This window comes from Rhizobium sp. WSM409 (genome assembly GCF_057653825.1).
In genome coordinates this window covers 958617-984872 of record NZ_CM172794.1, presented here as the reverse complement: position 1 = coordinate 984872, position 26256 = coordinate 958617, and the positions used below count along the sequence as shown (strand labels likewise).

General features: G+C 61.6%; 29 protein-coding genes, 1 tRNA gene and 1 pseudogene. 11 read left to right on the top strand and 20 right to left on the bottom strand.

Annotation, left to right across the window (positions count from 1 at the left end):
- Positions 1-10 precede the first annotated feature (10 nt).
- Both tam and zwf read left to right on the top strand, forming a co-directional pair.
- Complete coding sequence (gene tam, locus AC25BC_RS04965) at positions 11-781, top strand: trans-aconitate 2-methyltransferase (RefSeq protein WP_128439256.1); 771 nt, start codon at positions 11-13, stop codon at positions 779-781.
- A 137-nt stretch (positions 782-918) separates the two neighbouring features.
- Entirely contained in the window at positions 919-2427 is a 1509-nt protein-coding gene (gene zwf / locus AC25BC_RS04960; RefSeq protein ID WP_128439257.1) for a glucose-6-phosphate dehydrogenase, read from the top strand.
- 33 nt (positions 2428-2460) lie between these two features.
- Here the strand turns inward: zwf and AC25BC_RS04955 are convergent, their stop codons facing one another.
- The 3 genes from AC25BC_RS04955 to AC25BC_RS04945 form a co-directional block, all read right to left on the bottom strand.
- On the bottom strand, positions 2461-2802 hold the full coding sequence (locus tag AC25BC_RS04955; protein ID WP_017993372.1) for a hypothetical protein: 342 nt from the start codon (positions 2800-2802) through the stop codon (positions 2461-2463).
- Positions 2803-2879: 77 nt separating this feature from the next.
- Entirely contained in the window at positions 2880-3335 is a 456-nt protein-coding gene (locus AC25BC_RS04950) for an NUDIX hydrolase (protein ID WP_128439258.1), read from the bottom strand.
- A 97-nt stretch (positions 3336-3432) separates the two neighbouring features.
- Positions 3433-3825 carry a hypothetical protein gene (locus tag AC25BC_RS04945; RefSeq protein WP_003546502.1) on the bottom strand — a complete coding sequence of 131 codons (393 nt, stop codon included), beginning with the start codon at positions 3823-3825 and terminating at the stop codon, positions 3433-3435.
- Positions 3826-4048: 223 nt separating this feature from the next.
- Between AC25BC_RS04945 and AC25BC_RS04940 the strand changes: the two genes are divergently transcribed.
- The 7 genes and pseudogenes from AC25BC_RS04940 (at position 4049) to AC25BC_RS04910 (ending at position 12166) form a co-directional block, all read left to right on the top strand.
- Positions 4049-5614 (top strand): helicase HerA-like C-terminal domain-containing protein, encoded by a 1566-nt coding sequence (locus tag AC25BC_RS04940; RefSeq protein ID WP_128439259.1) that lies wholly within the window; start codon positions 4049-4051, stop codon positions 5612-5614.
- Between the two features lie 347 nt (positions 5615-5961).
- Entirely contained in the window at positions 5962-7557 is a 1596-nt protein-coding gene (locus tag AC25BC_RS04935) for an ABC-F family ATP-binding cassette domain-containing protein (RefSeq protein WP_128439260.1), read from the top strand.
- Positions 7558-7732: 175 nt separating this feature from the next.
- Positions 7733-7802 (top strand) — tRNA-OTHER (locus AC25BC_RS04930).
- A gap of 275 nt (positions 7803-8077) precedes the next feature.
- Positions 8078-9340, top strand: a complete 1263-nt coding sequence (locus AC25BC_RS04925) for a hypothetical protein (protein WP_128439261.1) — start codon at positions 8078-8080, stop codon at positions 9338-9340.
- A 37-nt stretch (positions 9341-9377) separates the two neighbouring features.
- Positions 9378-9470, top strand: a pseudogene (locus AC25BC_RS04920).
- 385 nt (positions 9471-9855) lie between these two features.
- Positions 9856-11382, top strand: a complete 1527-nt coding sequence (locus AC25BC_RS04915) for an ABC-F family ATP-binding cassette domain-containing protein (protein WP_128439262.1) — start codon at positions 9856-9858, stop codon at positions 11380-11382.
- A gap of 166 nt (positions 11383-11548) precedes the next feature.
- A complete protein-coding gene (locus AC25BC_RS04910) occupies positions 11549-12166 on the top strand; it encodes an outer membrane protein (protein WP_012756584.1) in 618 nt (205 codons plus the stop codon).
- Between the two features lie 56 nt (positions 12167-12222).
- Here AC25BC_RS04910 and AC25BC_RS04905 read toward each other — a convergent pair whose 3' ends face one another.
- The 3 genes from AC25BC_RS04905 to AC25BC_RS04895 form a co-directional block, all read right to left on the bottom strand.
- On the bottom strand, positions 12223-13002 hold the full coding sequence (locus AC25BC_RS04905) for a VOC family protein (protein ID WP_020486939.1): 780 nt from the start codon (positions 13000-13002) through the stop codon (positions 12223-12225).
- 79 nt (positions 13003-13081) lie between these two features.
- The gene (locus tag AC25BC_RS04900; RefSeq protein ID WP_128439263.1) at positions 13082-13546 is read right to left on the bottom strand and encodes a DUF1579 domain-containing protein; all 465 of its coding nucleotides are present in this window, start codon (positions 13544-13546) and stop codon (positions 13082-13084) included.
- Between the two features lie 34 nt (positions 13547-13580).
- On the bottom strand, positions 13581-14309 hold the full coding sequence (locus AC25BC_RS04895; protein ID WP_128439264.1) for a DUF899 domain-containing protein: 729 nt from the start codon (positions 14307-14309) through the stop codon (positions 13581-13583).
- 88 nt (positions 14310-14397) lie between these two features.
- Here AC25BC_RS04895 and AC25BC_RS04890 point away from each other — a divergent pair, with 88 nt between their 5' ends.
- On the top strand, positions 14398-14844 hold the full coding sequence (locus AC25BC_RS04890; RefSeq protein ID WP_128439265.1) for a MarR family winged helix-turn-helix transcriptional regulator: 447 nt from the start codon (positions 14398-14400) through the stop codon (positions 14842-14844).
- Between the two features lie 304 nt (positions 14845-15148).
- Here AC25BC_RS04890 and AC25BC_RS04885 read toward each other — a convergent pair whose 3' ends face one another.
- Positions 15149-16267, bottom strand: a complete 1119-nt coding sequence (locus AC25BC_RS04885) for an IS4 family transposase (protein ID WP_017993194.1) — start codon at positions 16265-16267, stop codon at positions 15149-15151.
- Positions 16268-16573: 306 nt separating this feature from the next.
- Positions 16574-16996 carry an organic hydroperoxide resistance protein gene (locus AC25BC_RS04880; RefSeq protein ID WP_003546481.1) on the bottom strand — a complete coding sequence of 141 codons (423 nt, stop codon included), beginning with the start codon at positions 16994-16996 and terminating at the stop codon, positions 16574-16576.
- Positions 16997-17121: 125 nt separating this feature from the next.
- Here AC25BC_RS04880 and AC25BC_RS04875 point away from each other — a divergent pair, with 125 nt between their 5' ends.
- Positions 17122-17607, top strand: coding sequence for a MarR family winged helix-turn-helix transcriptional regulator (locus AC25BC_RS04875; protein ID WP_128440267.1), 486 nt, complete (start codon positions 17122-17124; stop codon positions 17605-17607).
- A gap of 57 nt (positions 17608-17664) precedes the next feature.
- On the opposite strand, the gene AC25BC_RS04870 is transcribed toward AC25BC_RS04875, so the two are convergent.
- From AC25BC_RS04870 to AC25BC_RS04815, 12 genes are all read right to left on the bottom strand, one after another.
- A complete protein-coding gene (locus tag AC25BC_RS04870; protein WP_003546479.1) occupies positions 17665-17889 on the bottom strand; it encodes a hypothetical protein in 225 nt (74 codons plus the stop codon).
- A gap of 197 nt (positions 17890-18086) precedes the next feature.
- The gene (gene rpsU / locus AC25BC_RS04865) at positions 18087-18326 is read right to left on the bottom strand and encodes a 30S ribosomal protein S21 (protein WP_003546477.1); all 240 of its coding nucleotides are present in this window, start codon (positions 18324-18326) and stop codon (positions 18087-18089) included.
- A gap of 56 nt (positions 18327-18382) precedes the next feature.
- Positions 18383-18667, bottom strand: a complete 285-nt coding sequence (locus tag AC25BC_RS04860) for a hypothetical protein (protein ID WP_012756578.1) — start codon at positions 18665-18667, stop codon at positions 18383-18385.
- A 251-nt stretch (positions 18668-18918) separates the two neighbouring features.
- Positions 18919-19128 (bottom strand): cold-shock protein, encoded by a 210-nt coding sequence (locus AC25BC_RS04855; RefSeq protein WP_003546468.1) that lies wholly within the window; start codon positions 19126-19128, stop codon positions 18919-18921.
- Positions 19129-19454: 326 nt separating this feature from the next.
- Positions 19455-20189: a L,D-transpeptidase gene (locus tag AC25BC_RS04850; protein WP_003557650.1), complete on the bottom strand. Its 735-nt coding sequence runs from the start codon at positions 20187-20189 to the stop codon at positions 19455-19457.
- 177 nt (positions 20190-20366) lie between these two features.
- Complete coding sequence (locus tag AC25BC_RS04845) at positions 20367-21173, bottom strand: L,D-transpeptidase (protein ID WP_003557646.1); 807 nt, start codon at positions 21171-21173, stop codon at positions 20367-20369.
- A gap of 100 nt (positions 21174-21273) precedes the next feature.
- Entirely contained in the window at positions 21274-21972 is a 699-nt protein-coding gene (locus AC25BC_RS04840; RefSeq protein WP_012756576.1) for a nucleotidyl transferase AbiEii/AbiGii toxin family protein, read from the bottom strand.
- A gap of 55 nt (positions 21973-22027) precedes the next feature.
- Positions 22028-22264, bottom strand: a complete 237-nt coding sequence (locus tag AC25BC_RS04835; RefSeq protein WP_128407449.1) for a hypothetical protein — start codon at positions 22262-22264, stop codon at positions 22028-22030.
- 46 nt (positions 22265-22310) lie between these two features.
- Positions 22311-23231, bottom strand: a complete 921-nt coding sequence (locus tag AC25BC_RS04830) for an alpha/beta hydrolase family protein (RefSeq protein WP_128440266.1) — start codon at positions 23229-23231, stop codon at positions 22311-22313.
- Entirely contained in the window at positions 23228-23350 is a 123-nt protein-coding gene (locus AC25BC_RS04825; protein ID WP_281024032.1) for a hypothetical protein, read from the bottom strand. The genes AC25BC_RS04830 and AC25BC_RS04825 overlap by 4 nt, the downstream gene beginning before the upstream one ends.
- Positions 23347-24972 carry a cisplatin damage response ATP-dependent DNA ligase gene (locus AC25BC_RS04820; RefSeq protein WP_128440265.1) on the bottom strand — a complete coding sequence of 542 codons (1626 nt, stop codon included), beginning with the start codon at positions 24970-24972 and terminating at the stop codon, positions 23347-23349. Before AC25BC_RS04820 ends, AC25BC_RS04825 begins: the two co-directional genes overlap by 4 nt.
- A gap of 205 nt (positions 24973-25177) precedes the next feature.
- A complete protein-coding gene (locus tag AC25BC_RS04815) occupies positions 25178-26188 on the bottom strand; it encodes a ligase-associated DNA damage response exonuclease (RefSeq protein WP_128440264.1) in 1011 nt (336 codons plus the stop codon).
- Between the last annotated feature and the right edge of the window lie 68 nt (positions 26189-26256).

Below are 26256 nucleotides of genomic sequence, written 5' to 3'. Positions count from 1 at the left end.
AGTGAACGCCATGGCATGGTCCGCCAATCAATATGTGAAATTCGAGGATGAGCGCACGCGACCGGCGCGCGACCTGTTGGCACAGGTGCCGCTGCAAAACCTTCGTCATGCCATCGATCTCGGCTGTGGCCCGGGCAATTCGACCGAGCTGATCATCGAGCGCTACGGGGCGGACGGCGTCTCGGGCGTCGACAGCGACATGAACATGCTGGAGGCGGCGCGCAAGCGGCTTCCGGGCACTGCCTTCGTCGAGGCAGATCTCACCCGCTGGCAGCCGGACGAACCCGCCGACCTGCTGTTTGCCAATGCCGTCTTCCAATGGCTGCCCGATCATCTCGATATCTTCGACCGACTGATGGACGGGCTTTCCGAAGGCGGCGTGCTGGCCGTGCAGATGCCCGACAATCTCGGCGAACCCTCGCATCTGGCGATGGAGGAGACGGCGCATGCCGGCCCGTGGAAATCCGCCTTCGAGGCGAAGAGCGTGCGCCGCAAGCCGCTGCCGCCGCCGTCCACCTATTACAGCCGACTGATCGCCAAAGCCGCGCGCGTCGATATCTGGCACAGCGTCTACAATCACCCGATGGCGGATGCTGCGGCGATCGTCGAATGGGTGAAGGGAACAGGGCTGATGCCCTATCTCGCCCATGCCGGCGAAGAGCATCGCGAGGCGTTCCTGGCCGATTATCTGGAGCGGTTGGAAAAGGCCTATCCCAAGATGTCGGACGGGCGGGTGCTGCTCAGGTTTCCGAGGATCTTCATGGTGGCGGTGAAAGGCTGACGCTGACCGCCGGCAAGCAAGGCTACTCGAGCTCGGGCACCCCGGATAGTGTCAAATGCTTGTTATCCCTCGCCTGCATATGTTGCGGCAAAGCTGGCGCGCAGTATAGTCGGCCGCAAAATCCAAGGAGATGACACATGGACGCTGCCCCTACCCCGCCGGTCACCCTCGTCATCTTCGGCGCCACGGGAGACCTGACGCGCCGCCTGCTGGTGCCGGCGATCATCAATCTGACGCGCAGCCGCCTCGTCGGCGAGGATCTCCACATTCTCGGCATCGGCATCGAACCGGGTGACGACGAGTTCCTGCGCGGGCGGCTCGACCAATTCCTCAGCCATCTGAGCGGCGAAGAGCCGATGGTGAAGGACGAGGCCTGGGAAAGCCTGCGCCGGCGAATTTCCTATACGTCCGGGGATTTCACCAAGGACGATATTTTCGTCGAGATCGGCAAGAGGCTGGGGCCGCATGCGAATGCCGCCTTCTATCTCGCGGTGCCACCCTCCTTCTTCGGCACGATCGTCGAGAAGCTCGCCGCGCATGGGCTGACCGATGAAAGCGACGGCGTCTTCCGCCGCGTCGCGATCGAGAAGCCGTTCGGCACCGATCTCGCCTCGGCGCAGGCGCTCAATGCACAGATCCTCGCGCAGGTCGGGGAGAGCCAAGTCTACCGGCTCGACCATTTCCTCGGCAAGGAAACCGTGCAGAACCTGATGACCGCCCGTTTCGCCAACATGATGATCGAATCTTTGTGGAACAGCCGCTATATCGACCATGTGCAGATCACCGCTGCCGAAATAGTCGATGTCGGCAGCCGCGGCAAATTCTACGATGCGACGGGTGCGCTGCGCGACATGGTGCCGAACCATCTCTTCCAACTGCTGGCGATGATCGCCATGGAGCCGCCGAACAGCTTCGATGCCGAAGCGATCCGCAATGAAAAGAGCAAGGTGCTGAAGGCGCTGCGCGTCTATACGCCTGAGGAGGCCAAGACGCATGGCGTGCGCGGCGCCTATGCTGCAGGCCCGCTCAATGGGGCTCAGCTTCCCGCCTATCGCGACACCAAGGACGTTTCGCCAGACAGCAGGACCGAGACCTTCGTGGCGCTGAAGCTTTATGCCGATACCTGGCGCTGGGCCGGCGTGCCGTTCTATCTCAGGACCGGCAAGGCGCTGACGGCGCGCGACACCGAGATCGTCATCACCTTCCAGCCCGTTCCCTTCGCGCAGTTTCGCGAGACCGACGTCAAGCGCCGCCTGCCGCCGAACCGGCTGGTGATCCAGGTGCAGCCGGATGAGGGCATGAGCATGGAAATCTCGATCAAATCGCCGGGGCTTTCGGTCGATACCGTGCCGGTCTCGCTCGATTTCCGCTATGCCGACAAATTCGATATTGCCAAGACCACCGGCTATGAATCACTGCTCTACGATCTCTTCATCGGCGATCAGACGCTGTTCCAGCGCGCCGACGGCATCGAAGCCGGATGGGCGGTGGTGCAGCCCTTCCTCGATATCTGGGCGAACGACCAGAGTGTGCCTGACGCCTACGCGCCGGGCAGCATGGGACCCGCCTCAGCCAACGAACTGATGCAGCGCGACAGGCGGCAGTGGCATGAACTCGGCGTCGTGCTGCACAAAAACGACAAATAGCCGGTCCTGCTTTCTGATCTGGGACCTATCCTGTCAGCGGCAGGCGTCGCTTAGCGTACCGTCGCGCTCTGCCGCGCGGTACTGACGCGTTCCGGGCCGCGGGCAGATGGTCCGATCGGACGGAATGACGACGGTGATATCACCGGTTTCGACTGGATCGAGCGGAATCATGAGTCCGCCATTGGATTCCGCTCCCGGCACCGTGCCGGGTGGCATGCCGCCGAAGCGGCCGCTAGAGTCCATATCAGCAAGCGCCTGGGAGAAGGCCGGAGCGACGAAGCCGAGGAGAATGATCGAGGCTGCTGCAAGAAACATACGCATGATGCTATTCCCTATGGTTTCAGCGATGCGACAGAAACAGCAGAACGACCTCATTGTTCCCCCGGAAGCGGAGGCGGACGATCAAAGTTTGGCGATCGGAATATGGCACCTCAGAGCGGGCGATCTCCGGCTCAATCGCGCCAGCGCGACAGCAGCCTGTCGAGACCTGTCGGATAGAGATCGATGCCGGCGTCCCGCAGGCTGTCGCGACAGAACCAGCGCGCGGTCGCCGCCGTATCGTCGAGCTCGGAATAGTGGATTTCGTCGCGCTCATAGAGCGATGCATCGGCCAGTTCGATATCGGCGGCAAAGATGTATTCGTGACCGGTCGCGCCGTGATGCTCGTAGATGTTTTCAAGCAGATGCCAGGGGCCGACGATGCGGATATCGGTCTCGAGTTCCTCCTGGAATTCGCGGTGCAGGGCTTCTTCGCGGCTCTCGCCGAATTCAATCGCGCCGCCAAGCGGGCGAACGCCCTTGATGCGGCCGCTGTCATCCTCCACTTCGGCGGCAAGCAGCTGGTCTTTCCGCCAGGCGAGGCCGATCACCTTCACCCTGATCTGCTGCGATGGGCGCCAGACGGTCACGAACTCTCCTTTCATAGGGACAGCGCTTGCTTTTCACCCCGGTATAGCGAGAACAGTGAGCCCCGCAACAAAGCGAGGCTCCTGCCGATCCCTCGTCTCAGACGAACTGGCTGAGGCCCGGAACGGAAGCGACGACCTCGTCGACGACCTCTTCGCCGGCATATTGCTTGGCGATCGCGATGGTTTCCTTGGCAAGCGAGGTGATCTCGCCCATGCCGAGGCCCTCACCCATCAGCTGCTGGCCGAGCCCCATGATGCCGCCACCGCCGAGCGAGCTCATCAGCCCGCCGAGCAGGCCGCCGCCGCCGGCGCCTGCGCCGTTGAACTGGGCAACGAGATCGGCGCCGCCGGGGATCGCTTCGATCATCTTGGCAACCGGGCCATCGGCGGCCTCGCGTTGCAGGAAGCCGAGCATCATGCCGAGCGCTTTTTCGGCGAGGTCTGGCGCGATACCCACGCGATCGGCGATCTGGGTTACAATTTCATTCATGTCAGCCTCCTGTTATTTGACGTTAACGTCAACGTTAATCGAAATTCCAGAGCAACTCAAGCCGGCCCCTCCCCGGGCCGCACTTTGTCCGGTTTTGCTTTCAACGCAAACAGTTGTCGGCATGCACCTGCCTGCTTATAACAAGGAAACGATGGTTCGATGAAGGCGGCAGAAGCACGCCTTCTCATACAAATGGCGGCAGAGCCCCAAGGGAGCATTCCGAATGATCGAGGATGGCAAGATTTTCATCGGCGCGAGCCGCAATCCCGATGACAGCATCAACAAGCCAGAATATCTCGACCTGAAATTCGGCAACCGTCACGGCCTCGTCACCGGCGCCACCGGTACCGGTAAGACGGTGACACTGCAGGTGCTCGCCGAAGGCTTCTCGCGGGCCGGCGTTCCGGTATTTGCGGCCGATATCAAGGGCGATCTTTCCGGCATCGCCGCCAAGGGCGAGCCGAAGGATTTCCTGACGAAGCGCGCCGAGCAGATCGGTTTCACCGACTATGAATTCGACCAGTTTCCGGTGATTTTCTGGGATCTGTTCGGCGAGAAGGGCCACCGGGTGCGCACCACCATCGCCGAGATGGGACCGCTGCTGCTCGCCCGTCTGATGGATGCCTCCGAACCGCAGGAAGGCGTCATCAACATTGCCTTCAAGATCGCCGACCAGGGCGGGCTGCCGCTGCTCGACCTCAAGGATTTCAGCTCGCTGCTCAACTATATGGGCGAGAACGCCAGCCAACTTTCCAACCAGTACGGCCTGATCTCCAAGGCCTCGGTCGGCTCGATCCAGCGGGCGCTGCTCGTTCTCGAACAGCAGGGTGCGGAGCACTTCTTCGGCGAACCGGCGCTGAAGATTTCCGACATCATGCGCACCAGCAACAACGGCTACGGCCAGATCTCGGTGCTGGCCGCCGACAAGCTGATGATGAACCCGCGGCTTTACGCCACTTTCCTGCTCTGGCTGCTTTCCGAACTCTTCGAGGAACTGCCCGAGGTGGGCGACCCCGACAAGCCGAAGCTCGTCTTCTTCTTCGACGAGGCGCACCTGCTCTTCAACGATGCGCCGAAGGTGCTGACCGAACGTGTCGAGCAGGTGGTGCGGCTGATCCGTTCCAAGGGCGTCGGCGTCTATTTCGTGACGCAGAACCCGCTCGACGTGCCGGAAACGGTGCTCGCCCAGCTCGGCAACCGGGCGCAGCACGCGCTTCGCGCCTATTCGCCGCGCGAGCAGAAGGCGGTGCGGACGGCGGCCGATACATTCCGTGCCAATCCGGCCTTCGATTGCGCCACCGTAATCACCAATCTCGGCACCGGCGAGGCGCTGGTCTCGACGCTCGAGGCCAAGGGCGCGCCTTCGATCGTCGAGCGCACGCTGATCCGCCCACCCTCCGGCCGCGTCGGCCCGGTGACCGATGACGAGCGCCGTCAGATCATGGACAGGAGCCCGGTTCTCGGCGTCTATGACGAGGATATCGACCGCGAATCCGCCTTCGAACTGCTGGCCGCACGGGCGAAGAAGGCAGCCGATGCCGAAGCCGCCAAACGGGCGCAGGAAGAAGCGCCTCAGCAACACGGCGGCACAACCTCCGGCTGGAACCTGCCGGGCTTCGGCGGCGGCAATGACGACGACAACCAGGGCCGCGGCCAATCGCGCGGCCGGACGTCCGGCTATCAGCGCGAAACGGTGGTGGAAGCGGCAATGAAGAGCGTGGCCCGCACGGTGGCAACACAAGTCGGCCGGGCGCTGGTGCGCGGGATCTTGGGGAGCTTGAAGCGGTAGGGTTGCGGCGAGCTATAAAAGCCCCTCATCCGCCTGCCGGCACCGACCGGGGTCGAGCCACAGGTCTCGCCCCGTCCTTCGGACCCCCGCTCGCGGGGCGAAGCGGAATAGCCGCAACGTCTCCGTTCCTCCCCTCTCGTAGGGCACGTCCCCTCGCCCCGTTTACGGGGAGAGGGTTAGGGTGAGGGGCAACTTCCCACGCCTTCTCTGATCGTTCCCCTTCTTGAACCCGCAGCATTTATTCCCTAAATTACCTGCCATCGACCATTTCAACAGGATGTGTGCCGCAATGGATTTCAACCCGATCGCAACGCCAGTTCGCCTTGCCAACGGGGAAAACCATATCCATGCCTGCATCCATCACCCTCTCCCAAATTTCGTGGTCCGCGCCTGACGGGCGGCCGCTTTTTTCCAATCTCGACCTGAGTTTCGGGGCTGAGCGTACCGGTCTGGTCGGGCGCAATGGCGTCGGCAAGACGACGCTGCTCAAGCTCGTCTCCGGTGAACTCCAGCCGCATTCCGGGACGGTATCCGTCAGCGGCAGTCTCGGCGTGCTACGGCAGAGCGTTCAGGTGACGTCTGACGAAACGGTTGCCGATCTCTTCGGCGTGACCGATGCGCTCGCTATTCTTCGCCGCGCGGAAGCCGGCGAGGCAACGACTGACGAGCTTGCATCGGCGGACTGGATGCTGGAGGCGCGCATCGCCGCAGCGCTCAATCGGACGGGGCTCGACGCACTGCCGGAGACGCCGCTTGCTGTGCTCTCAGGCGGGCAGCGCACCCGTGCCGGGCTTGCGGCGCTTGTTTTCACCGAACCGGACTTTCTGCTGCTCGACGAACCGACCAACAATCTCGATCGCGAGGGCCGCGAGGCGGTGATCGCGCTGATGTCAGGCTGGCGGGCCGGCGCCGTCATCGTCAGCCATGACCGCGAACTGCTCGAAAGTGTCGATGCGATCGTGGAACTGACGTCGCTCTCTGCCACGCGCTACGGCGGAAACTGGAGCCATTATCGCGAACGCAAGGCGCTCGAGCTCGCGGCGGCACGGCATGATCTCACTGACGCCGAAAAACGCATCGCCGAGGTTGCCAGGAAGGCGCAGGCGACGGTGGAGCGTCAGGCGCAGAGGGACAGCACCGGGCGGAAGACGGCCGCCAAGGGTGGCATTCCGCGCATCGTGCTCGGCGGTATGAAGGAGCGGAGCGAAACGACGGGTGGCAACAATGCCCGCCTCGCCGACCGTCGGCGCGCCCAGGCACTGGACGAGGCAAGGGCGGCGCGCGAGAAGATCGAGATCCTGCAGCCCTTGTCGGTCACCCTGCCGCCAACCGGGCTGCCGACCAGCAAGACCGTGCTGAAAATGGATGGCGTGACATCGGGCTATCTGCCAGGCGATCCCGTCATCCGCAATCTTTCCTTCGATGTGACGGGACCGGAGCGTATCGCCGTCACCGGCCGCAACGGCTCGGGCAAGACGACCTTGCTGGCGCTTGTTACCGGCGAGTTGAAACCCTGGGCCGGCACGGTCGGCGTCATGACCGCTTTCTCGATGCTCGATCAGAAAGTGAGCCTGCTCGATCCGTCGGCCTCGATCCGCGATAATTTTCGCCGGATCAATCCGCAGGCCGATGAAAATACCTGTCGGGCCGCCCTTGCCCGCTTCATGTTCAGGGCGGATGCGGCGCTGCAGACCGTATCGACGCTCAGCGGCGGGCAATTGCTCCGGGCAGGCCTTGCCTGCGTGCTCGGCTCGACACCGCCGCCGCTGCTGATCCTCGACGAGCCGACCAACCATCTCGACATCGACTCTATCGCCGCAGTCGAGGCAGGACTGCGCGCCTATGACGGCGCGCTGCTGGTGGTCAGCCATGACGAGACATTCCTCGATAGCATACGGATAACACGGCGGCTGGAATTGCCTGTCGGTGATGCTGCGGGATAATTTCGGAATGAGTCGCAGGGAGGCGGCCGGTTGCGTCTGACCATCGGGAGCGCGGTATCCTCCAAGGGGGCGAGACCTCAGCGAAATTAAACTGAGGCTAAATACTTTAGGTTTAATTGCCCAATAGGGGCGGCACCCGAAGGCCAAGGGATGCAGTCGAGAGGGAATGTGACCGTGGCGCGTAGCTCAACTGGTCAGAGTCACACCAAGCGGTGAAGGCTGCGGGTTCGAGTCCCGTCGCGCAGTGAGCGCGAACATTCCCTCTCTCGCCCTCGCTTCCGAACCCGGCTGCTTTCCGAACGGTGCATTAGAGTCACTTGATCCCCCATCGGTAAGGTTCGCAGAGCTTATGATGCCTGCAAATCCAGAGGCTGCCCTGGCAGCGTTCGCAAAAACCATCTAGCAAACCAACAATCGTAAGCATCACTCCTGTCTACTCACGAGACCATCTGTTTGCGCTTTCCTAACTCGGCTACTAATCTCAGGTCTCTTACAGAGACGCCTAAAGCGGGTTCGACAGATGACTTCTTCGGTGATCGAAAAGCTAATTCCATACCTCCGCAATGGAGATCGCATACCGCATCGCATTGTTCTCGACGCACTTAACCAAGCAAGCGATAGCCGCCGCGGAGACATGGAGCGGCGGGTCGCTAGAGAAATCTCGACGGAAGCTGGAGACTATCTTCCTAGGTTTCATCTTCTGGATTTTATTAGCGCCAAATTGAGCGACGAGGACTGCCTTCGCGCCGTTACTGAGCGCAAAGTTATCATCGCCAGAATGGAGGACTTGCTTCCGGCAACCTTCGGCTTGCTAGGGGAGATGGAAGCGCGCACGGTAAGCTCCATTGTCGAGCAAGTCTTTGATTGCGCCATTGGATACCAATACATAGAGCGCGCCGCCTACTCCTCGCAGCAGCGAAAAGTTGTCCTAAAGGATGTTTATGCGCTGGTGGATCTTCTGAACCAAATCGAACCGCTGCTGGAACGGTCAGGATGGCATGTCAAGGGGGAGTATGAAGACCATAAGAGAGCAATGGCTCGCATCTTCTCGCGCGATACCTCTGATCTTGCCAGCTTCGGTGAGCTTCGGAAAGAGATGAAAAGTCTGCGACTAGCAGCTGAAGTCGCCCTCTTTCGCGATTCAATTGGCGACGAACCGTTTTTTGTAGGCGACAACAAAGCTCGAACGCACATCGTTGAGTTCGCCTATAATCTGTCTTTGCGCTTTGGCAAACCTAGCTTCGTCACAACTCCAGGCTCCGACTTCTCCAACCTGTGCAGCCTTCTCTTCGAACTAGCCACGGGCACCCAAGATGAGAGCTTGGCCGGTGCTATAAACAGATTTGCCCGAAGCGAACTCAAGGCGCGGATAGATCGCGAGGAGATGCAATTTCGTGATGAGGAGAGCGACGAGGGTGTCGCGCGAAGAGAGGCCGACAATTTTGCGGACGTCAAAGGACGCCTCCTGTCGTTAGATGCATCCAAGGAGCTTTGGCTTCGTATCCTTTCGTCGCGCTCGTGGGACACGTTTTCTGAGGAGCAGATGTCGCTTCGGCTGGCCGATATTAGGAATGAACGCGAAATCGCGGAGAAAACGCAAGGACCGCATTTGGTTTGGGCAAGCCAGATTAGCCCAGCAGTGCACGAGCAGTATCGACAAGAAATAGAAAATCACGAACAGACAACGTTGCGACTGGCGATTAAACTTGGCCTTCTAACGCGTGCGCAGCGCTCTCAACATCCTTTTGGAGAAAGTCAAGGAAGTGGGTCAACACAGCCCTGACCGATTTTCCCAAAGAGATTTCAGGCTGTCATGGCCGCGCAGCGTAGCTCAACGGACAGAGCCCTCGTTTTCTACGTGAAATCCAATGTTCACGGGCGGGGAGATGCGGGTTCAACTCCCGCCGCTGCTTCGACTTGGCCCTCAGGCCTCGGCGCGGCATTCTCCAACCTCCCCTCAGCGGCGGCTGATTATGCCAGTGCCTGCACCTCCCTTGCCTCTTTTCGCGGGCAATGTTATTTGGGTCCCGCAAGCTTTTGAGAAAGGAGGATCACGCAATGCAGTATTATTTTCGGTTTAATCGCCAGCGTGGTCCCGTCAACGCCCTGCAAATGCGTTTGCAGGGCTGACCAGAGACCGTTTCTCGACATCTCTTCCTGGTCTGCCCTTCGTGGCCAATGCGACGCCGTAGATGACAGCGCGCATTCCTCTCATTTCCCGGGCTCGAACCGCGCAATCCCGTGATGGCTGAACGCCCCGGAGCGCGCTTGATACCCGGTCAAGACCAGAGAACGATCATGACACTCATCAATATCCGCAATCTCGGCGTGACGCTGGGCAGTCCGTTGTTTTCCAAGCTCAATCTCGTCGTCAATGGCGGCGACCGCATTGGTCTCGTCGCCGCCAACGGGCGGGGGAAATCGACGCTGCTTGCCTGCATCACCGGCGCGCTGGAGCCAAGCGAGGGCGAGATCACCAAAGCGCGCGGGCTGACCGTCGGCCATGTCGCGCAGAATGTGCCGCCTGCCCTTTTCGACACGCCGTTCTACGATACGGTGCTGCAGGCGCTGCCGGCCGATCAGGCCGAAAGCGAAAGCTGGCGGGTCGACGTGGTGCTGGAATCGCTAGATGTGCCGGAGGTCATGCGCGGCCGGCCGCTGAAGCAGTTGAGCGGCGGCTGGCAGCGGCTTGCCATGCTTGCCCGCACCTGGGTGAGCGAACCCGACGTGCTTCTGCTCGACGAGCCGACCAACCATCTCGACCTCGAAAAGATCGCGCAGCTGGAGAGCTGGCTGAATGCGCTGCCGCGCGACGTGCCGGTTGTCCTGTCCAGCCACGATCGCGCCTTCCTCGATGCGACGACCAACCGGACGCTGTTCCTGCGGCCGGAGCAATCGCCGGTCTTCGCCCTGCCCTATACAAGGGCGCGCGCCGCCCTCGACGAGGCCGACGCTTCCGAAGCCCGGCGCTACGAGCGCGACATGAAAGTGGCGGAGCAACTGCGCAAGCAGGCGGCCAAGCTCAACAATATCGGCATCAACTCCGGCAGCGATCTGCTCGTCGTCAAGACGAAACAGCTCAAGCAGCGGGCGGAGAAGCTGGAGGATGCGGCAAAACCGGCGCATCTGGAGCGCTCGGCCGGCGCCATCCGGCTTGCCAATCGCGGCACGCATGCCAAGGTGCTGGTGACGCTGGAGGATGCGGCGGTGACGACGCCGGATGGAACGCTGCTGTTCAAGACCGGCCGACAATTCATCTGCCAGGGTGACCGCATCGTGCTGCTCGGCCTCAACGGCGCCGGCAAGTCGCGGCTGGTGTCGATGCTGAAGCAGGCGATCGAAAGACCGGATACGGCGCGGGACGGCGTCAAGGCGACGCCTTCGCTCGTGCTCGGCTATGGCGACCAGGCGCTTGCCGATCTTGCCGACACCGATACGCCGATCGGCACAATCATCCGCCGCTTCGATGTCGGCGACCAGCGGGCGCGGGGCTTGCTGGCTGGCGCCGGCATGACGATCGACATGCAGGCAAAACCGATCGGCCAGTTGTCCGGCGGCCAGAAGGCACGGCTCGGCATGCTGGTGCTGCGGCTTGCGGAACCGAATTTCTACCTGCTCGACGAGCCGACCAACCATCTCGACATCGAGGGACAGGAGACGCTGGAGGGCGAGTTGATGGCGCACGAGGCGAGCTGCCTGCTGGTCTCGCATGACCGCAGTTTCGTGCGGGCGGTGGGAAACCGGTTCTGGCTGATCGAGAAGAAGCGGCTGGTGGAAGTCGAGAGCCCGGAGGGGTTCTTTGCTTCGTTGGAATCAGGCGTGTGATGGGTGGCGCGGCGTGCCGCGCCGCCCCATCCTTCGCGAGGGTTCGCAACAAATCTCAATGTTAAAAGACACTCCGCAACGTCGGCGCGGGGCATGGTTTCTTGAGAGCCGGGCGGTGTCGCAATCGCCCTCTCGGCTTTTCTTCCCATGAACACGAGGCATCTCCATGCATATCAGATTAGTCGCCTGCGCCGTCCTGGCGCTTTCGGTTGCCGTTCCGGCCGTTGCCGCCGATCTCACCTATGAAACGCCGCCGGCGCCGTCCGCCGGAGAGGTATCTTCAGCCTATGACTGGTCGGGCTTCTATCTCGGCGCCCAAGGTGGATATTCCTGGAGCCAGGCAAAGATCCTCGGCTCGGATCAGGATATCGACAGCGGCACGTCAGGCCTGCATGCCGGCTATAATTTCCAATCCGGAAATATCGTCTACGGCATCGAGAACGACTTTAACTACAACTTCGAGAAAAATGACAATGCGAACCTCGAATGGGATGCCTCGGGCCGAGCTCGGGTAGGTTACGCTTGGGATCGCACCCTGTTCTTTGCAACGGCAGGCGTGGCGGCCGGCGGCGGCAAGGTCGACATTTCCGCTGCCGGAAAGAAGGACGGCATCCTGATCGGCTGGACGGCCGGCGGTGGCATCGAACACGCGGTCACAGACAATATCCTGGTGCGCGGCGAATATCGCCATTCCGATTTCGGCAACAAGGACTTCGGCTCGACCATCGGCGATGTCGGCGCTACGCAGGATAAGGTCCTCTTCGGGACCAGCTACAAGTTCTGACGGAAAGGCAGGGCGGCAGCCGTATGAGGGGCCTGCCGCAGCTGCCGCGTCAAACCCTACCGCTTCGGTGCGACCAGGCAGAAGAAGGCGCCTTGCGGGTCGGTGGCCTGGATGATCCAGCTGCCGCCGGGGACTTCCATCGGGCCGTGGACGACCTTGCCGCCGCCTGAGGTGACGCGTTCGATCGCGGCGTCGAGGGTGGGCACGATGAAATAATAGCACCAGAACGTCATCGGCATGTTTTCCGGCTTGGTCATCATACCGCCGGTCTGCCTGCCGTTATGGGCGAAAAGATAGTAGACGCCCATCGGGCCCATGTCCATTTCGCTGTCCTTCGTCCAGCCGAACAGCTTGGAATAGAAGGCCAGCGCCTGTTCGCCATTGCCGGCATAGAGTTCACGCCAGCCGATATTGCCGGGTGCGTCGAAGGCCAGTTCCGGCATGGGCTTCTCCATCGGCGCCGGCGTCATGATGCAGAGCACCGCGCCATGTGGATCGGCGACGACGGCGAAGCGGCCGATGGTCGGGATGTCTTCCGGCGGACGGCGGACCGAACCACCATTGGCGGCGAAATCCTTGGCCGACTGGTCGACGTCGTCGACATCGACATAACCCGTCCAGTTCGGTGGAATGCCCTTACCCTCGAGTTCGGCCGGAAATTCCATCAGGCCGGCGACGCCGATGCCGTTCGCCTCGAAGATCGTATAGGTGGGCATGCCCTCCATTTTCATTTCGGAGGTGGTCCAGCCGACGACCGAGCTATAGAATTTCGCGGCAGCCGATGTGTCGGGGGTCATCAACTCGCACCAGATGAACTTTCCATGCGTCTCGGACATCATACTCTCCCTTGTTCGACGCCCTTTTCCCGAGGCCTCTTTTTCGAAACCCCTTTTTCAAGGTTGAGCGCCGTGATTGTCAGATCTTGCGGGCGTAATGTGCTTCCATGAACTGCTTCCAGGAACCGTCAGGCTGCTTGGCGCTGGAGATGAAGGTGCGGTGATCGGCGTCGGTGAAGATGATCTGCTCGCGGTAATCGGCAAGCCCCTCGCTGTTGAAGTCGGGACCTGTGGTATAGAGGTCCAGCACACTGCCTGACGCGTCGAGCTCGCCCTCATAGACCCACATATAATCCATCATGCTGCCGATCCAGCTGCCGACGTATTTGCCTTTTGCGGCGTTGTAGCCGAGCGTCAGGATGCTGGTGGCCTCTTTGCCATCAGGCATGCGGCCGGTCCCTTCGGCGACGAACCAGATGCCGTGCAGTGAGCGGACGGTTTCCGTCCAGGGCTCGCTTCCCGTCATGTCGGGTGCGGTGACGGTCCAGTCGCCGATCAGTCTTTCCAGGAAGGAATGTTCCTTCAGCACTTCAGCGGTCTTCATCGTCCTCTTCTCCCTTGAGTGATGGTGGCCTATTTCAGTGACAGCAGGATGGCGCCTTCGGGGCCTCATCATATTCGTCGTGGCGGCGCACGAAATTCATCGTGCTGTCCTCGTTGCGGCCTTTCGGCGCGCGATCGAGGATCATCAGGGTGCCGATCAGTTCTTCCGGCCCGCGGGCATAACTCGAATAGGTATGGAAGATCTCGCCCCTGTCGTTTTGGTAGAAAGCGCTGAGGCCCGGCAGTTCGTCATTGGCGTCAGCCGGCTGCATAGGCGTGAAATTGTAAAAGACCTCGTCCTTGGCAAGATCCTCCGGGCTAAAAGATACGTGATAATCGAAATTGAAGTCGCTGCCGAAGGAAGAGACCCAGGGAAATTGCCAGCCCATTCGCTGTTTATAGGCGGCGATCTTGTCGAGCGGCGCGCGTGAAACGGCGACCCAGGTGACGTCGTGATGGTTCAGATGCGGCAGGGCGCCATCGACATGATCGGACAGGAAGGAGCAGCCGGTGCAGCCGGCGTCCCAATCCGGGCCGAGCATGAAATGGTAGATCAGCAACTGGCTGCGGCCGTCGAAGAGATCGGCGAGCGACCTCCTGCCCTCCGGCGTTTCGAAGACATAATCCTTGTCGACCTTCACCCAGGGCAGCGCCAGACGGGCGGCGTTGACGCTGTCGCGTAGCCGCGTCGCCTCCTTCTCCTTGGCCAGCAGGGCACGGCGGGCTTCAAGCCACTCTTCGCGGGACACAACTTCATTCTGCATGAAATGCGCCCTCCTCCGGCGCTTGCCGGTGAAGCCGGCTCATCTCCTTCTCCTTGACTAAATACATTGATATCAATAGAAATGGGGCATGTCAAATTCGATCGAGATTCCCTTTTCCACGACGCTATTGGTGCGCGACACCTGCCTCTGCCTGCATGTGCAGCGGGCGGCACGCGCGCTTGCCCGGCTGTTCGACGATGCGCTGAGGCCGGCCGGGCTAACCAATGGGCAGTTTTCGCTGATGATGTCGCTGAACCGGCCGGAACCACCGCCAATGGGGCCGGTCGCCGCCCTGCTCGCCATGGACCAGACGACGCTGACGGCGGCGCTGAAGCCGCTGCAGCGCAAGGGCTGGGTGAAGGTGATGGAGAACCCGAGGGACAGGCGCGGCCGGCTGCTGAACCTCACCGTCGAAGGCAAGGCGGTGTTGGCGAGAGCGCTGCCGATCTGGGAAAGCACGCATGCGATGATCGACGGAAAGCTGCCGGATGGCGGCGCCGCAAGGCTGCGGCAGGACCTGCAGGCGCTGTCATGAATGATGGCAGAAACGCCCGGGCCGCCGGGCTGAACGCCGACCTCGTCACAGCGGACGGCTAGCGGCCGAATAGAGCAAGCCGATGGCTGCCCCTCACCCTAGCCCTCATATGCGCTAGGTTAAGCGAGCGTGTAGATCGTCGCATTGTTTTCGGCGTCGTCGCGGCGGCTCACAGAGGTGGCGACGACTTCGCGTGACGAGATTACAGACGGCCTGCCACAGAAGTGGTCCGCGGATGGCGGCGCAAATGGTGGCCAGGGCGATCTTCATGAGACGCCAGCGCGATGGGCTTGCCAATGGGGGGCTAGCCAGTGGGGTTGCCACATCCAGAGGGGGGAGAGTCCGGGACTTGCCCGGCAATCTGTTCGGCGATGATGGCGACGATCAGTCTGGCGTAGAGCCATGCCCGGGCCAGTTCCGGCTTCTTGGCCGGCAAGCTGTCGAGGCCGGCCAGGCTCTTGAACCGTTTGAACGCCAGCTCGATTTGCCAGCGGAAGCGATAGAGGGTGAGGATATCGGCCGGCGGGAAGGTGGTGGCCGGCAGCGAGGTCAGCAGCAGAATGTACTTCGCCGCCTCGAGACTGCGCGGATCGGGTTTTTTGCCGTGCTTGCGGGCGGCTTTGAGCAGACGCTCCTGCTCGGCTTGGGCCTGTTGCGGATCCTTGCGTCGGACAATGAGGCGCAGGGCCAGCGGCGGTGGTGGCGGCGTCCCCGTCATGCCTTCGTGGACACGAACCTGCACCTCGCCTTCCTGCTCTTGCTGAGCGGCGAGTGCGGCAAACAGATCAAAGGGCTCGCCATTCGTCTGCAACAGGCGCAACGAGTTCCAGCCGGTCCGCACGATGAAGTCTGCACCGGCGTCGATCACCGGCCGCAGGTCGCGCGGTCTTGCATAGTAGCGATCGGCCAGCACGATATCGCCGGGTGCGTAGGTAAGGCGCTGAAGGTTCTCGGCACCATGGATGTCGGTCAACTCAAGCTGATCGACCTGAGCCGTTGCCAAGTTGTAGCCGACATGTAACCGCCATGTCGTGCGGTCAGCGCCTGGATGGCAAATCGACGTTCCATCGAGCACACGCAAGCGATATCCCGCAAAGCGCCCCGTCGGCACTTTGGCCTGTTCGGCAATCAGCGCGGCCACGATGTCGCCAAGCCAAGGCGCCGCTTTGCACAGCCGCTCAAGCAGCGATGGGTCTGACAAACGGGCGATCCCGCCCGCTTCGGCCCATGCACAGGTCTCGCGTAGCGACATGCCAAGGCCGCCATAGGCAAGTGCCAGCCGCAACAGCGTCTCGGCATTCTTGATTTCCCGCACCCGCGTAAAAGCACCGCGCAACCGCGCCGTTGCTTCCAAGTCAAAACCCGCCGGAAGCCGCTCGCGCACTTCCGGCCAATGATCCAAAACCTCAGGACGAATCTTCATCCAAAGCTTGAATCACAACCAGATTCCTTATGTCCAGGGCTAAACCTAGCGCATATGACCCTAGCCCTCTCCCCGTAAAAACGGGGAGAGGGGACGTGCCCCGCGAGAGGTTGGCGAGGAACGGAGAGGTCGCGGCATATCCCCTTCGCCCCGTTTACGGGGAGAAGGTGGCGGCAGCCGGATGAGGGGCTGGCCTCACCGATCTCCTGGGCCGGGCTCTACTGCGTTCGCCTCAGGAGTTGAAGCGCGACGGCGTCCGGCCGAAGATGGAAGCTGCTCCCACACTTTTGCTGGGAATTGCTCCGATCAGGCGACGGTGACCGGGACCTCGGTCGAGGTGCGCATGGCGTGGCTGTAGGGGCAGACGATGTGGGCTGCGGCTGCGAGCTTTTCAGCGGTTTCGCGGTCGAGACCCGGAATGTTGACCGTCAGCGCCACTTCGATGCCGAAGCCGCCGCCATCTTCACGCGGGCCGATGCCGACCTTGGCGGAGACCGTCGTGTCCTCGGGAATCTTGACCTTCTGCTGGCCCGCGACAAATTTCAATGCACCGAGGAAGCAGGCGGAGTAGCCGGCAGCGAAAAGCTGTTCGGGATTGGTGCCGGTCGCGCCGTCACCACCGAGTTCCTTGGGAACTGTCAGCGTCACGTCCAGAACGCCGTTTTCGGAAACGGCGCGGCCTGCGCGGCCGCCGGTGGCAGAGGCTTTGGTCGTATAGAGAATAGGCATGACGATCTCCTTTGATTGGCCCTTCGATCGGGTTGGATTTTTATTATCGCACAATTAAATTGTACGCAAGTGAATTTTGCAAATTGCATTTCGGATTCGAAAAGAGGACAATCAGCGCCTCAGGGATGATGGATATGAAAGCGCAAACGACGAAGACGATGGAGATACCGCAAGAGGAGAAGCGGCTGGAAAAGCAGTTGTGCTTCGCGGTCTACGCGACAGCGCATGCTTTCACCCGCGCCTACAAGCCGATCCTCGACAAGGTAGGCCTGACCTATCCGCAATATCTGGTGATGCTGGTGCTGTGGGAACGCGGCGAATTGCCGGTGAAGACGATCGGCGAGCAACTGGATCTCGATTCCGGCACGCTATCGCCGCTGTTGAAACGGCTGGAACAGAGCGGGCTGCTCAAGCGCATCCGCGACCTGCGCGACGAACGGCAGGTGATCGTGTCGCTGACCCCGCAAGGTCAGGCAATGAAGGGGGAGATCGATACGATCATGACGGCGATCGGGCAAGCCGCAGGCTGCACGCTTGGGGAAATGGCCGAGATGCGCGACATGCTGCATCGGCTGCGGGGCAATCTCGGGCGGGCCGGCACGGGCGGCTGAACGCACTCATCCGATAGAGCCGGCACAGCCGGTAGAGCGGGCGGGCGCGCCGAGAGATCAGGGCCGCGGCTTAGCCGGCGACCGGCGCTTCTTGGCAGGCGCCGCCTTAGGTTCGGCCTCGGCCTCCTGCTGCAAACGCAGCGCCTTCAGCTTCTCCGTCTTCTTGTCACGGGCCGATGCCTCGGCGGCGATAATCGCGCGCGCCGTGTGATCGGTCGCTTCGGCCTTGTCGCGAGACGAAAGCTTGGCGGGATTGAAGAATTCTCCCTTGGTGGCGGTCATGTGCCCCTTTCCCAGGTGATGGCGGCGTTGCTGCATAGTTCCTCAAATCGAAATCGGTTCAAGGAATTATACTGAAATTCAAGTGTCACAGCCTCCTTTGCGCGTCTGGAAAAGACGCGCGGCGCTGTAAGCCATGGCTCCACGGCAGAAACCATGATTCAGTGATGCCACTGTTGGCCGTGATGCCACAGCCGGGATTAGCGGGTGGGGCGGAGAACCTTCTTCGGCGCCGGCAGCAGACCTTCGCGCTGCAGCTTCTTGCGGGCGAGCTTGCGCTGGCGGCGAATGGCCTCGGCCTTTTCGCGGGCGCGCTTCTCGGACGGCTTCTCAAAGGCGCTGCGCGCCTTCATTTCCCGGAACAGGCCTTCCCGCTGCATCTTCTTCTTGAGCACGCGGAGCGCCTGATCGACATTGTTATCTCTGACGAGTACCTGCAAAACGATATCCTTCCTGTCGCGGCGGCCGCCGCACTGTCCAAATTAAAAACGCGGGACTATTTCCCGATTTTGATGCTCGAAAACTTCAGCCAGGGCTCGGCGCCGTCGGACTTGGCTGCCGCCTCGGGGGAAGCCCTCGACGGAGATTCACCGGTATCGATGTCCGCCTCAGTGATGCGGCGCTCGAAATTCTCTGCGTCGAACTGGACGCGATATTGCACATGCCCATGGTCGTTGGGCAGGATGCTGGAGATCCGGCACCGCTTATCGGCTTTCGCCGTGCGGGTGAGGCCCGATTTCAGCACGATCATGTCGCCGACTTTATAGTTTGGTCTGCCCATTTCAGCGTCCCTTCGACTCTTCGGCTGCTCAATCGGTCAATCAGAACGACCGGGGGTCATTCAGGAACGACCGGGCATTCCGGAAAAGCCTGCGATCAAAGCAAAAAGGCCGGGCTGGTACCCGACCTCTTCCAGTCACTCAGCCCGCCGCCGGTATCGGTAGCTCGCTGCCAGTACATCCGTGGTCAGCTTGCTGCCAGCACATGGCCAGCCCGCTGCCATATTCATGGCCAGCAGAGGCGAATGACAAATCATGCGGCCTGAAGGTTGTCAGCCGAATTCTTGCCGGACTTCTTGTCGCGGACGAGATCGTAGCGGATCTTCTGACCTTCAACGAGTTCGCGCATTCCGGCGCGTTCAACCGCTGAGATATGGACAAAAACGTCCGTAGAACCATCATCGGGCTGAATGAAGCCAAAACCCTTGGTGCCATTGAACCACTTGACGACGCCTGAATTCATAACGATCTCCTTTTCAACCGTTTGTGTTCGCCTGCGGAATAATCCCCGACAAGCCGTATCGATGTTGAGAGGATATCTGACGGAGCGCTCAAGCGCGTGGACAAAGGTCGCAAGCAATTCGATACGCACCATGTAGGATATTTACCGAATTAAGCAATGCTATTTCGGAAAATAATTCTCTCGCGGGCGCAAAATGAAGCTCTTGCCCCCCGCGGAAAGCACCCTTTTTCCCGGGGCAAAGCACTCGCTTGCCTGGGGCAAAGCATCTGCTTGCCCGGGAAAAGGATCAAGCCGAGGCGGCCGGATTGCGGCCGCCTCGGTGACGATTACTGCCAGACGACGATGGGCGCCTTTGTCGGCACGCGGTCGTAGAGATCGATGATATCCTGGTTCATCAGCCGCACGCAGCCCGACGAGACGGCCTTGCCGATCGAGCGCCAGTCGGGATTGCCGTGCAGGCGGTAGAGCGTGTCCTCTCCATTCGAGAAGATATAGAGCGCGCGGGCGCCGAGCGGGTTCTTCAGACCCGGCTCCATGCCGCCGTTCTCGATCGAGTATTTGACGAGTTCGGGTTGGCGGGCAACCATCTCGTTCGGCGGCTTCCAGCGCGGCCATCTCTGACGCCACTGGATGACGCCCGAACCCTGCCAGGCGAAACCCTCGCGGCCGATGCCGACGCCGTAGCGCATCGCCATGCCGTCACCCTGGACGAGATAGAGGAAGCGCGACGGCGTATCGACGACGATGGTGCCGGGAGGCTGACCGGTGGGATCGACGACGCGCTGGCGATAATAGCGCGGATCGATCTGTTCGTAGGGAACGGCTGGAATGAGAAAGCCGCCGTCTTCGATGGGACCATACATGACGGCAAGCTCAGCCCCACTCGGCACGCTCGACGCACCCGGGGACTGGAACAGGCGCATGGGCGAACGGTAGGTGATCGTCGTATCGCCTGATGTCACGGTGTTGGCTGAGGAGGCGCAGCCGGCGAGCGCGGAGGCTGCGGTCAACGCCGAAAAGGAAAGAAAGCTGCGGCGGGAAAGATGTCTATCGAAGCTCATGACGCGGGACTGATTTCCTCTGATGCGGGAAGCCGGACGAGACGTCCGGATAAACCGGTGATTCGTCCAATGCCGATAACAACATCAAAAGATCTATCGGCTTGCGCCAAATAAACCATAGCTTCACGCAGACGTGTCCAGCCCGGAGCGGACGATATGGGTAGCGCTGTTGCAGCGCTACATCACAACGATCTCGGCCTTGGCCGAAACGCGGTCGTAAAGGTCGATAACGTCCTGGTTCAGCATGCGCACACAGCCCGACGAGGTGGCCTTGCCGACCGACTGCCAGTCAGGTGTGCCGTGGATGCGATAGAGTGTATCCTGCCCGTCCTTGAAGATATACATGGCGCGGGCGCCGAGCGGGTTCATCAGCCCCGGATTCATGCCGCCATTCTCCGCCCCGAACGGGCGAACTTCAGGCTGGCGCGAGACCATTTCGACCGACGGCGTCCAGCGCGGCCACTTCTGCTTCCACTGGATGACGCCGCGCCCCGACCAGGCGTAACCGTCGCGACCGAGGCCGACGCCGTAGCGCATCGCCTTGCCGTTGCCCTCGACGAAATAAAGGAAATGCGCCTTGGTATCGATGACCACGGTGCCGGGACGCTCAGCCGTCTGATAATCGACCTCCTGGCGCAAGAACTGCGGCTGCACGCGGCTGACCGGGATCGCCGGCAGGGTGAAATCCTCGTCACGCTGCTGACCGTACATCGCCATGTGCACGGGATTGGTAACCGGCAGGCCATAGGTCTGGTGGAACTGGGTCTTGTAGAGTTCGCGCGTCTGCGGCACCGGCTGATCGGGGATCGGCCGCACCCGGCGCGGATCGACGCCGGGCGGCTGATAGAAGACCGGCGAGGTTTCCTGGACGAAGCGGGCGGGCGAATCGGCGGCGACATCGGGAATGAGGATGTTGCAGCCGCTCAGCGACGCAACTGCAATCACGAGCCCGGCAAGTGGGAAGACCCGGCGCAGAAAATTCATGGAACCACCCTTATCAACGATCGGCAAGACAGCGATATCTGCCGGGACGATGGCATCTGCGGCTGGCGCGAGGCTGGCGTTGGGGTGGGAAAGCTGCGGGCTAAGACGACCAGAGCCGCCGGGCTTCGCCGCGAAGCGCAGCGATCGCCTGTGCGGCAACGTCACCGTCCATCTGCAGAACGCTTGCGGCATGTCTCAATTCAGTCTCGTCCTCAAGTCTGGCGAGGACCCAGCCGATCTTGCGCTCAATGTCTTGCCCATAAGCTTCCGTCGCCTTGAGAACAGCGACAGCGGGAATTTCCACGTAGCGGGTGAGAAGCATGCCGAGATCGATAGCATCACGGTAGGCGACGGCCCTGTCCTGGCAGCGGTCAGCATTGGCGAGCAGTTTTTCAGCGAACATATCCGGCAGCGACAGCATGGGAATGTTCAGCTGTGGATCGAGGGTGCCTTCAAGAGCAATCCGGGCCTCACGCACGATTTCAAAGCGAATCGGCTGCCCTTCAAGGGTAAGAGCCGTGCGTATTCCATACTGATCTGTCCTGATATCCCGGAGCGCGGCTACCGGCTTTGCGAAAAACGCCCCTACTCCGCTTTCGACCGCCGCCATGCGCAAGACGCGATATCCCTCGCCATCCGCACAGAGAAAATCGACATCGAGCGACAGTCGGTATTCGTCGAGATGCATGACTATGGCGGTTCCGCCGGCAAACCAACACTTGTTGGCCAGAAGAAAATCAGCCTCCATCAACTGAAGAGCCGCGGCGATGGTGCGATGTTCCGGACGTCTGAATTCCATGGTGGCCACTCGATTTCCGCCCAAGCCTAAACGCGAAGGATAAAGAAACGGAAAATCAGGAAACGAGCAGGACGCCGTTGCCATGGGTGGCGGCCAGCTCGCGGATCAGTTGCGCCTCCCGCTCGGTCAGCCTGCCGGTATCGACGAAACGCCAGTTGCGTTCATAAAGCGCGAAGGCCTCGTTGGCAGGCATGGCGCGCGCGGGATCGCGATTCCAGGCGAGCGATTTCAGCTCGGGGAAGTCGTTCGGCACAATCATGCTTTCTGGCATGCTCTCTGCGTTCGTCGTCATTCCCACAATATAGGGCCAATAGCCCTCAATTTGAAGCGGCTGGAATTCAGGCCGCCACCCCGTGGAAGAAGCGGATGCTCTGTTCGATCTCGGCCGGCAGCGCCGAGGTGTGATTGCCGGCGATGGTTTCGGTCTCGATATGGACGCCGGCGGCGCGGGCGCGGCGGGCCAGCAGATCGGCACGGTCGTTGAAATGCGGCTCCTCGGTGCCGTGGACGACACGGACCGGGCATTTGAAGCTGTGGGCGTAACACAGGGCCGAACGCACCTCGAATTCATGCGTATTGCTATCGTCGAAACGGATGTCCTGCGGATAGCGGTTGAAGAAGCGGAAGGCATCGGGGTTGCCTGAAATCGGCGCAGCGGCACGGAATTTGTGGGTGGTCATCGCCGTCAGCATGGTCAGCGTGCCGCCGATGCTGTGGCCGGCGATGAAGAGGCGCTCGGGATCGACGCCTGGCAGATGCACAAGGCGTTCGGTGGCGGCGAGCACATCGTCGACCTCATCGTAGAAGCCGGAGAAATTGCCCATCTGGCCGTTTTCGCCGCGCAGCGACGGCATCATCACCACGTAACCGGCATCCATATAGGGCTTCATCAGCTGCCAGTGGCCGATGCCCATGGCATTGCCGCCGTGCAGGAAGAGCACGGCCGGCCTGGCGGCGCGCTCGCGCTTGTATTTCGAGACCCAGGCCGCCAGCTCCAGCTCGCCGTAACCGGAGCGGTAGAAGATCTTGTCGGCATCGGCAGGCGCATTCAGCGATTCGTATTTGTCGGGCGCCGGGCCCTTCTGCAAAAGCTTGGTGCGGAAATGGTGGCGGACCTTGGCATAGTCGTGCTTGGCAAGGCGCGGCTCGTCCGGGACATCGAACGCGGCCGCCATGCGCGGCAGGATAAGTGCACCGGCGAGACCCGCCAGCACGGCACGGCGCTGGAGGAAAAGGGAATTTCGTTCACGCGAGCTCATAACGCAGCATCCATCATTTCCCCGGCACGCAGAATCTGCACCGGAAGATCGTTGCCGCCAATACACATGCTGTTGAAAATATTGCCCTGCGTCATTTTGCGCAGGGCTTGCAACTTCACGCCGGCTTGGCCTCGATCATGGCGATCAGCGTGCGCAGCCGGTCGGCCTCGTAGGAGGGCTTGTCGGGGCGAAGGCGGGCGATGCGGGGGAAGCGCATGGCGACCCCCGATTTGTGCCGGGTCGAGCGGTTGATGCCTTCGAAGGCCACTTCGACGACGAAGCCGAAATCCTTGTCGGCGCGCACGGCGCGCACCGGGCCGAAACGCTCGGTGGTATTGTTGCGCACGAATTTGTCGAGCACCTCGAGCTCGGCATCGGTGAAGCCGAAATAGGCCTTGCCGACGGGCACCAGCTGTTCGCCGTCCTCGTCATCTGCCCAGACGCCGAAGGTGAAATCGGAATAGTAGCTGGAGCGCTTGCCGTGGCCGCGCTGGGCATACATCAGCACCGCATCGACGTTGTAGGGGTTGCGCTTCCACTTGAACCAGGGGCCCTTCATGCGGCCGGCCTGGTAGATACTGTCGCGGCGCTTGATCATCACGCCTTCGATGACCGGATCGGGCGGCGCGGCGCGCAGAGTATCGAGCTCTTCCCACGACGAGAACGGCACGAGCGGCGAGAGATCGAAACGGTCATGAGGGGCGCGGTCGATGATCTCGGTCAGCCGATCGCGGCGATCGACATAGGTGCGGCCGCGGACATCGTCGTCGCCATCGAAGAGCAGGTCATAGGTGCGGATGAAAGCGGGGTAATCGCCAAGCATCTTTGCCGTCACCGTCTTGCGGTTCAGGCGCTGCTGCAGGTCGGAGAAGGTGCGGGTCGGGCTGTTGGAGCGCGCGGTGCCGCCGACCAGCAGCTCGCCGTCGACGACGCCGGAAAAATTGATCGCGTCGAGAATATCGGGAAAGGCGCCTGATATGTCGTCGCCGGAGCGGGAATAGATCTTGCGCCTGTCGCCGGAGCGGGAGAGCTGGACGCGGATACCGTCCCACTTCCATTCGGCGGCGTAGTTCACCGGATCGAGACTGGTCAGATCCCCCTCCTCCACCGCATTGGCGAGCATGACGGAGTGAAAGATCGCCGGTGTGGCCAGCACCGGTTTTTCGCCGCCATCCGCCAGCCATTCGAACAGCGTCTCATAGGGCGGCTGCAGGCCATGCCAGAGGGTTTCGATCTCGGTGACGTCCTTATCGCCGAGATCGGCCAGCGCCTGCTTGGCAAGGCGGGCGGAAACGCCGATGCGCATGGCGCCGGTGGCAAGCTTGATGAAAGCGAAACGGCCGGACGAATCCAGCCGGTCGAGAAGATCGCGAACGTAGCTGCGCACTTCAGTGCGGCCGAGCGCATTCATGCCGGTGACGACCTCGCCGAGACGCGGCTGAGCAAGGGCCGAGCGGTCGATATCCCTCTCATTGTCCCAGACGAGCGAGATGGTTTCGGCAAGATCGCCGACATAGTCGTAGGAATAGCGAAACAGCACCTCGTCCATGCGCTCCAGCACCAGCTCGCGCAGCATGGCGGGCTTGACGTTGCGCACCTCCAGCGTGCCGGCGATGGCGGCAAGGCCGTAGCCGCGGTCCGGATCCGGCGTGTCGCGGAAATAGTCGGTCAGCAGCTTCAGCTTGCCGTTGCGGCTGGGGGTCAGCACCAGGCGGTCGAGGAGGTCGGCGAAGGCTTTCATGGGCGCCTCCTCCTGACTTGAAAAGAAGCCCCCTCCCCAACCCCTCCCCACAAGGGGGCGGGGCTTAACGCGCGGCCCTCGCCGCATTCATTGTCCAGCGCAGAGCATGCGGCCGGCTTGTTGGTTTGCGAGGCGGTGCAACGGCTTAGCCCCTCCCCCTTGTGGGGAGGGGTTGGGGCGGGGTTTTCAGCGACAAGCTCCACGCTCAATCCCCCTCATCCTCATAACCGACCAGATGCAGCGGCTTCGCCTTGATGCCCTGCAATTGGCACCAGCGCACCAGGGCTTCCTCGCGGCCATGCGTCACCCAGACCTCGGCCGGATGCAGTTCCCGGATCGTTTCGGTCAGTTCCGGCCAGTCGCAATGATCGGAGATGACGAGCGGCAGTTCGACGCCGAGCTGTTTGGCGCGCTGGCGCACCATCATCCAGCCGGAGGCGAAGGCCGGCAGCGGCTCGTTGAAGCGCCGGGCCCAGCGGTCGGCGAAGGCCGATGACGGGCCGATGACGACCGCTCCCTTGAAGGCGGACTTGTCGCGGCTTTCGATCGTCGCCGGCAGCAGCTCGCCGAGATCGATGCCCTGCTCGATGTAATAGTCGCAGAGTTTTTCCATGGCGCCATGGATATAGATCGGTTCGGCATAGCCGGCATCGCGCAGCAGCCGGATGACGCGCTGAGCCTTGCCGAGCGCATAGGCGCCGACCAGATGGGTGCGCTCGGGAAATTGCCGCAGCGATGCCAAGAGCTTTCCGATCTCCTCCATCGGATCGGGATGATGGAAGACCGGCAGGCCGAAGGTCGCCTCGGTGATGAAGACATCGCAGGGAACCGGCACATAGGCGGCGCAGGTCGGGTCGGGGCGGCGCTTGTAGTCGCCGGAAACGACGATCCGGGTGCCGTTCTTCTCGATGGCGATCTGGGCGGAGCCGAGCACATGGCCGGCCGGATAAAAGCTCACCTTGACGCCGTTGACCAGCAGCTCCTCGCCGAAGGCGGCAGCCTGTTCGCTGGCGCAGAAACCGTCGCCGTAACGCAAGCGCATGATGTCGAGCGTCTGGCGGGTGGCAAGCACGTTCACATGGCCCGGGCGGGCATGATCCGAATGGCCATGAGTGACGAGCGCCTGCTCGACGGGCCGCACCGGATCGACATAAAAGCCGCCTTCCGGGCAATAGAGCCCCTCCGGGGCGGGATAAAGCAGCGCATCAGGTCTCATGAAACGAGAGATAGCGGGAAATGGGCGCGAGGCCAGAGGGCGGGACGAAGGGACTGGCGAATGCACTG

Excerpts from the sequence above, each read along its gene's own strand:
- AC25BC_RS04895 (WP_128439264.1), bottom strand. The coding sequence starts at position 14,309 with ATGCAGAATGAAGTTGTGTCCCGCGAAGAGTGGCTTGAAGCCCGCCGT.
- AC25BC_RS04890 (WP_128439265.1), top strand. The coding sequence starts at position 14,398 with ATGTCAAATTCGATCGAGATTCCCTTTTCCACGACGCTATTGGTGCGC.
- zwf (WP_128439257.1), top strand. The coding sequence starts at position 919 with ATGGACGCTGCCCCTACCCCGCCGGTCACCCTCGTCATCTTCGGCGCC.
- AC25BC_RS04905 (WP_020486939.1), bottom strand. The coding sequence starts at position 13,002 with ATGTCCGAGACGCATGGAAAGTTCATCTGGTGCGAGTTGATGACCCCC.
- AC25BC_RS04925 (WP_128439261.1), top strand. The coding sequence starts at position 8,078 with ATGACTTCTTCGGTGATCGAAAAGCTAATTCCATACCTCCGCAATGGA.
- AC25BC_RS04835 (WP_128407449.1), bottom strand. The coding sequence starts at position 22,264 with ATGACGACGAACGCAGAGAGCATGCCAGAAAGCATGATTGTGCCGAAC.
- AC25BC_RS04935 (WP_128439260.1), top strand. The coding sequence starts at position 5,962 with ATGCCTGCATCCATCACCCTCTCCCAAATTTCGTGGTCCGCGCCTGAC.
- AC25BC_RS04845 (WP_003557646.1), bottom strand. The coding sequence starts at position 21,173 with ATGAATTTTCTGCGCCGGGTCTTCCCACTTGCCGGGCTCGTGATTGCA.
- AC25BC_RS04840 (WP_012756576.1), bottom strand. The coding sequence starts at position 21,972 with ATGGAATTCAGACGTCCGGAACATCGCACCATCGCCGCGGCTCTTCAG.
- AC25BC_RS04860 (WP_012756578.1), bottom strand. The coding sequence starts at position 18,667 with ATGGGCAGACCAAACTATAAAGTCGGCGACATGATCGTGCTGAAATCG.
- AC25BC_RS04955 (WP_017993372.1), bottom strand. The coding sequence starts at position 2,802 with ATGAGGTCGTTCTGCTGTTTCTGTCGCATCGCTGAAACCATAGGGAAT.
- AC25BC_RS04830 (WP_128440266.1), bottom strand. The coding sequence starts at position 23,231 with ATGAGCTCGCGTGAACGAAATTCCCTTTTCCTCCAGCGCCGTGCCGTG.
- AC25BC_RS04820 (WP_128440265.1), bottom strand. The coding sequence starts at position 24,972 with ATGAAAGCCTTCGCCGACCTCCTCGACCGCCTGGTGCTGACCCCCAGC.
- tam (WP_128439256.1), top strand. The coding sequence starts at position 11 with ATGGCATGGTCCGCCAATCAATATGTGAAATTCGAGGATGAGCGCACG.
- AC25BC_RS04880 (WP_003546481.1), bottom strand. The coding sequence starts at position 16,996 with ATGCCTATTCTCTATACGACCAAAGCCTCTGCCACCGGCGGCCGCGCA.
- AC25BC_RS04940 (WP_128439259.1), top strand. The coding sequence starts at position 4,049 with ATGATCGAGGATGGCAAGATTTTCATCGGCGCGAGCCGCAATCCCGAT.
- AC25BC_RS04815 (WP_128440264.1), bottom strand. The coding sequence starts at position 26,188 with ATGAGACCTGATGCGCTGCTTTATCCCGCCCCGGAGGGGCTCTATTGC.
- AC25BC_RS04875 (WP_128440267.1), top strand. The coding sequence starts at position 17,122 with ATGATGGATATGAAAGCGCAAACGACGAAGACGATGGAGATACCGCAA.
- AC25BC_RS04900 (WP_128439263.1), bottom strand. The coding sequence starts at position 13,546 with ATGAAGACCGCTGAAGTGCTGAAGGAACATTCCTTCCTGGAAAGACTG.
- AC25BC_RS04885 (WP_017993194.1), bottom strand. The coding sequence starts at position 16,267 with ATGAAGATTCGTCCTGAGGTTTTGGATCATTGGCCGGAAGTGCGCGAG.
- AC25BC_RS04945 (WP_003546502.1), bottom strand. The coding sequence starts at position 3,825 with ATGAATGAAATTGTAACCCAGATCGCCGATCGCGTGGGTATCGCGCCA.
- AC25BC_RS04910 (WP_012756584.1), top strand. The coding sequence starts at position 11,549 with ATGCATATCAGATTAGTCGCCTGCGCCGTCCTGGCGCTTTCGGTTGCC.
- AC25BC_RS04850 (WP_003557650.1), bottom strand. The coding sequence starts at position 20,189 with ATGAGCTTCGATAGACATCTTTCCCGCCGCAGCTTTCTTTCCTTTTCG.
- AC25BC_RS04915 (WP_128439262.1), top strand. The coding sequence starts at position 9,856 with ATGACACTCATCAATATCCGCAATCTCGGCGTGACGCTGGGCAGTCCG.
- AC25BC_RS04870 (WP_003546479.1), bottom strand. The coding sequence starts at position 17,889 with ATGACCGCCACCAAGGGAGAATTCTTCAATCCCGCCAAGCTTTCGTCT.
- AC25BC_RS04855 (WP_003546468.1), bottom strand. The coding sequence starts at position 19,128 with ATGAATTCAGGCGTCGTCAAGTGGTTCAATGGCACCAAGGGTTTTGGC.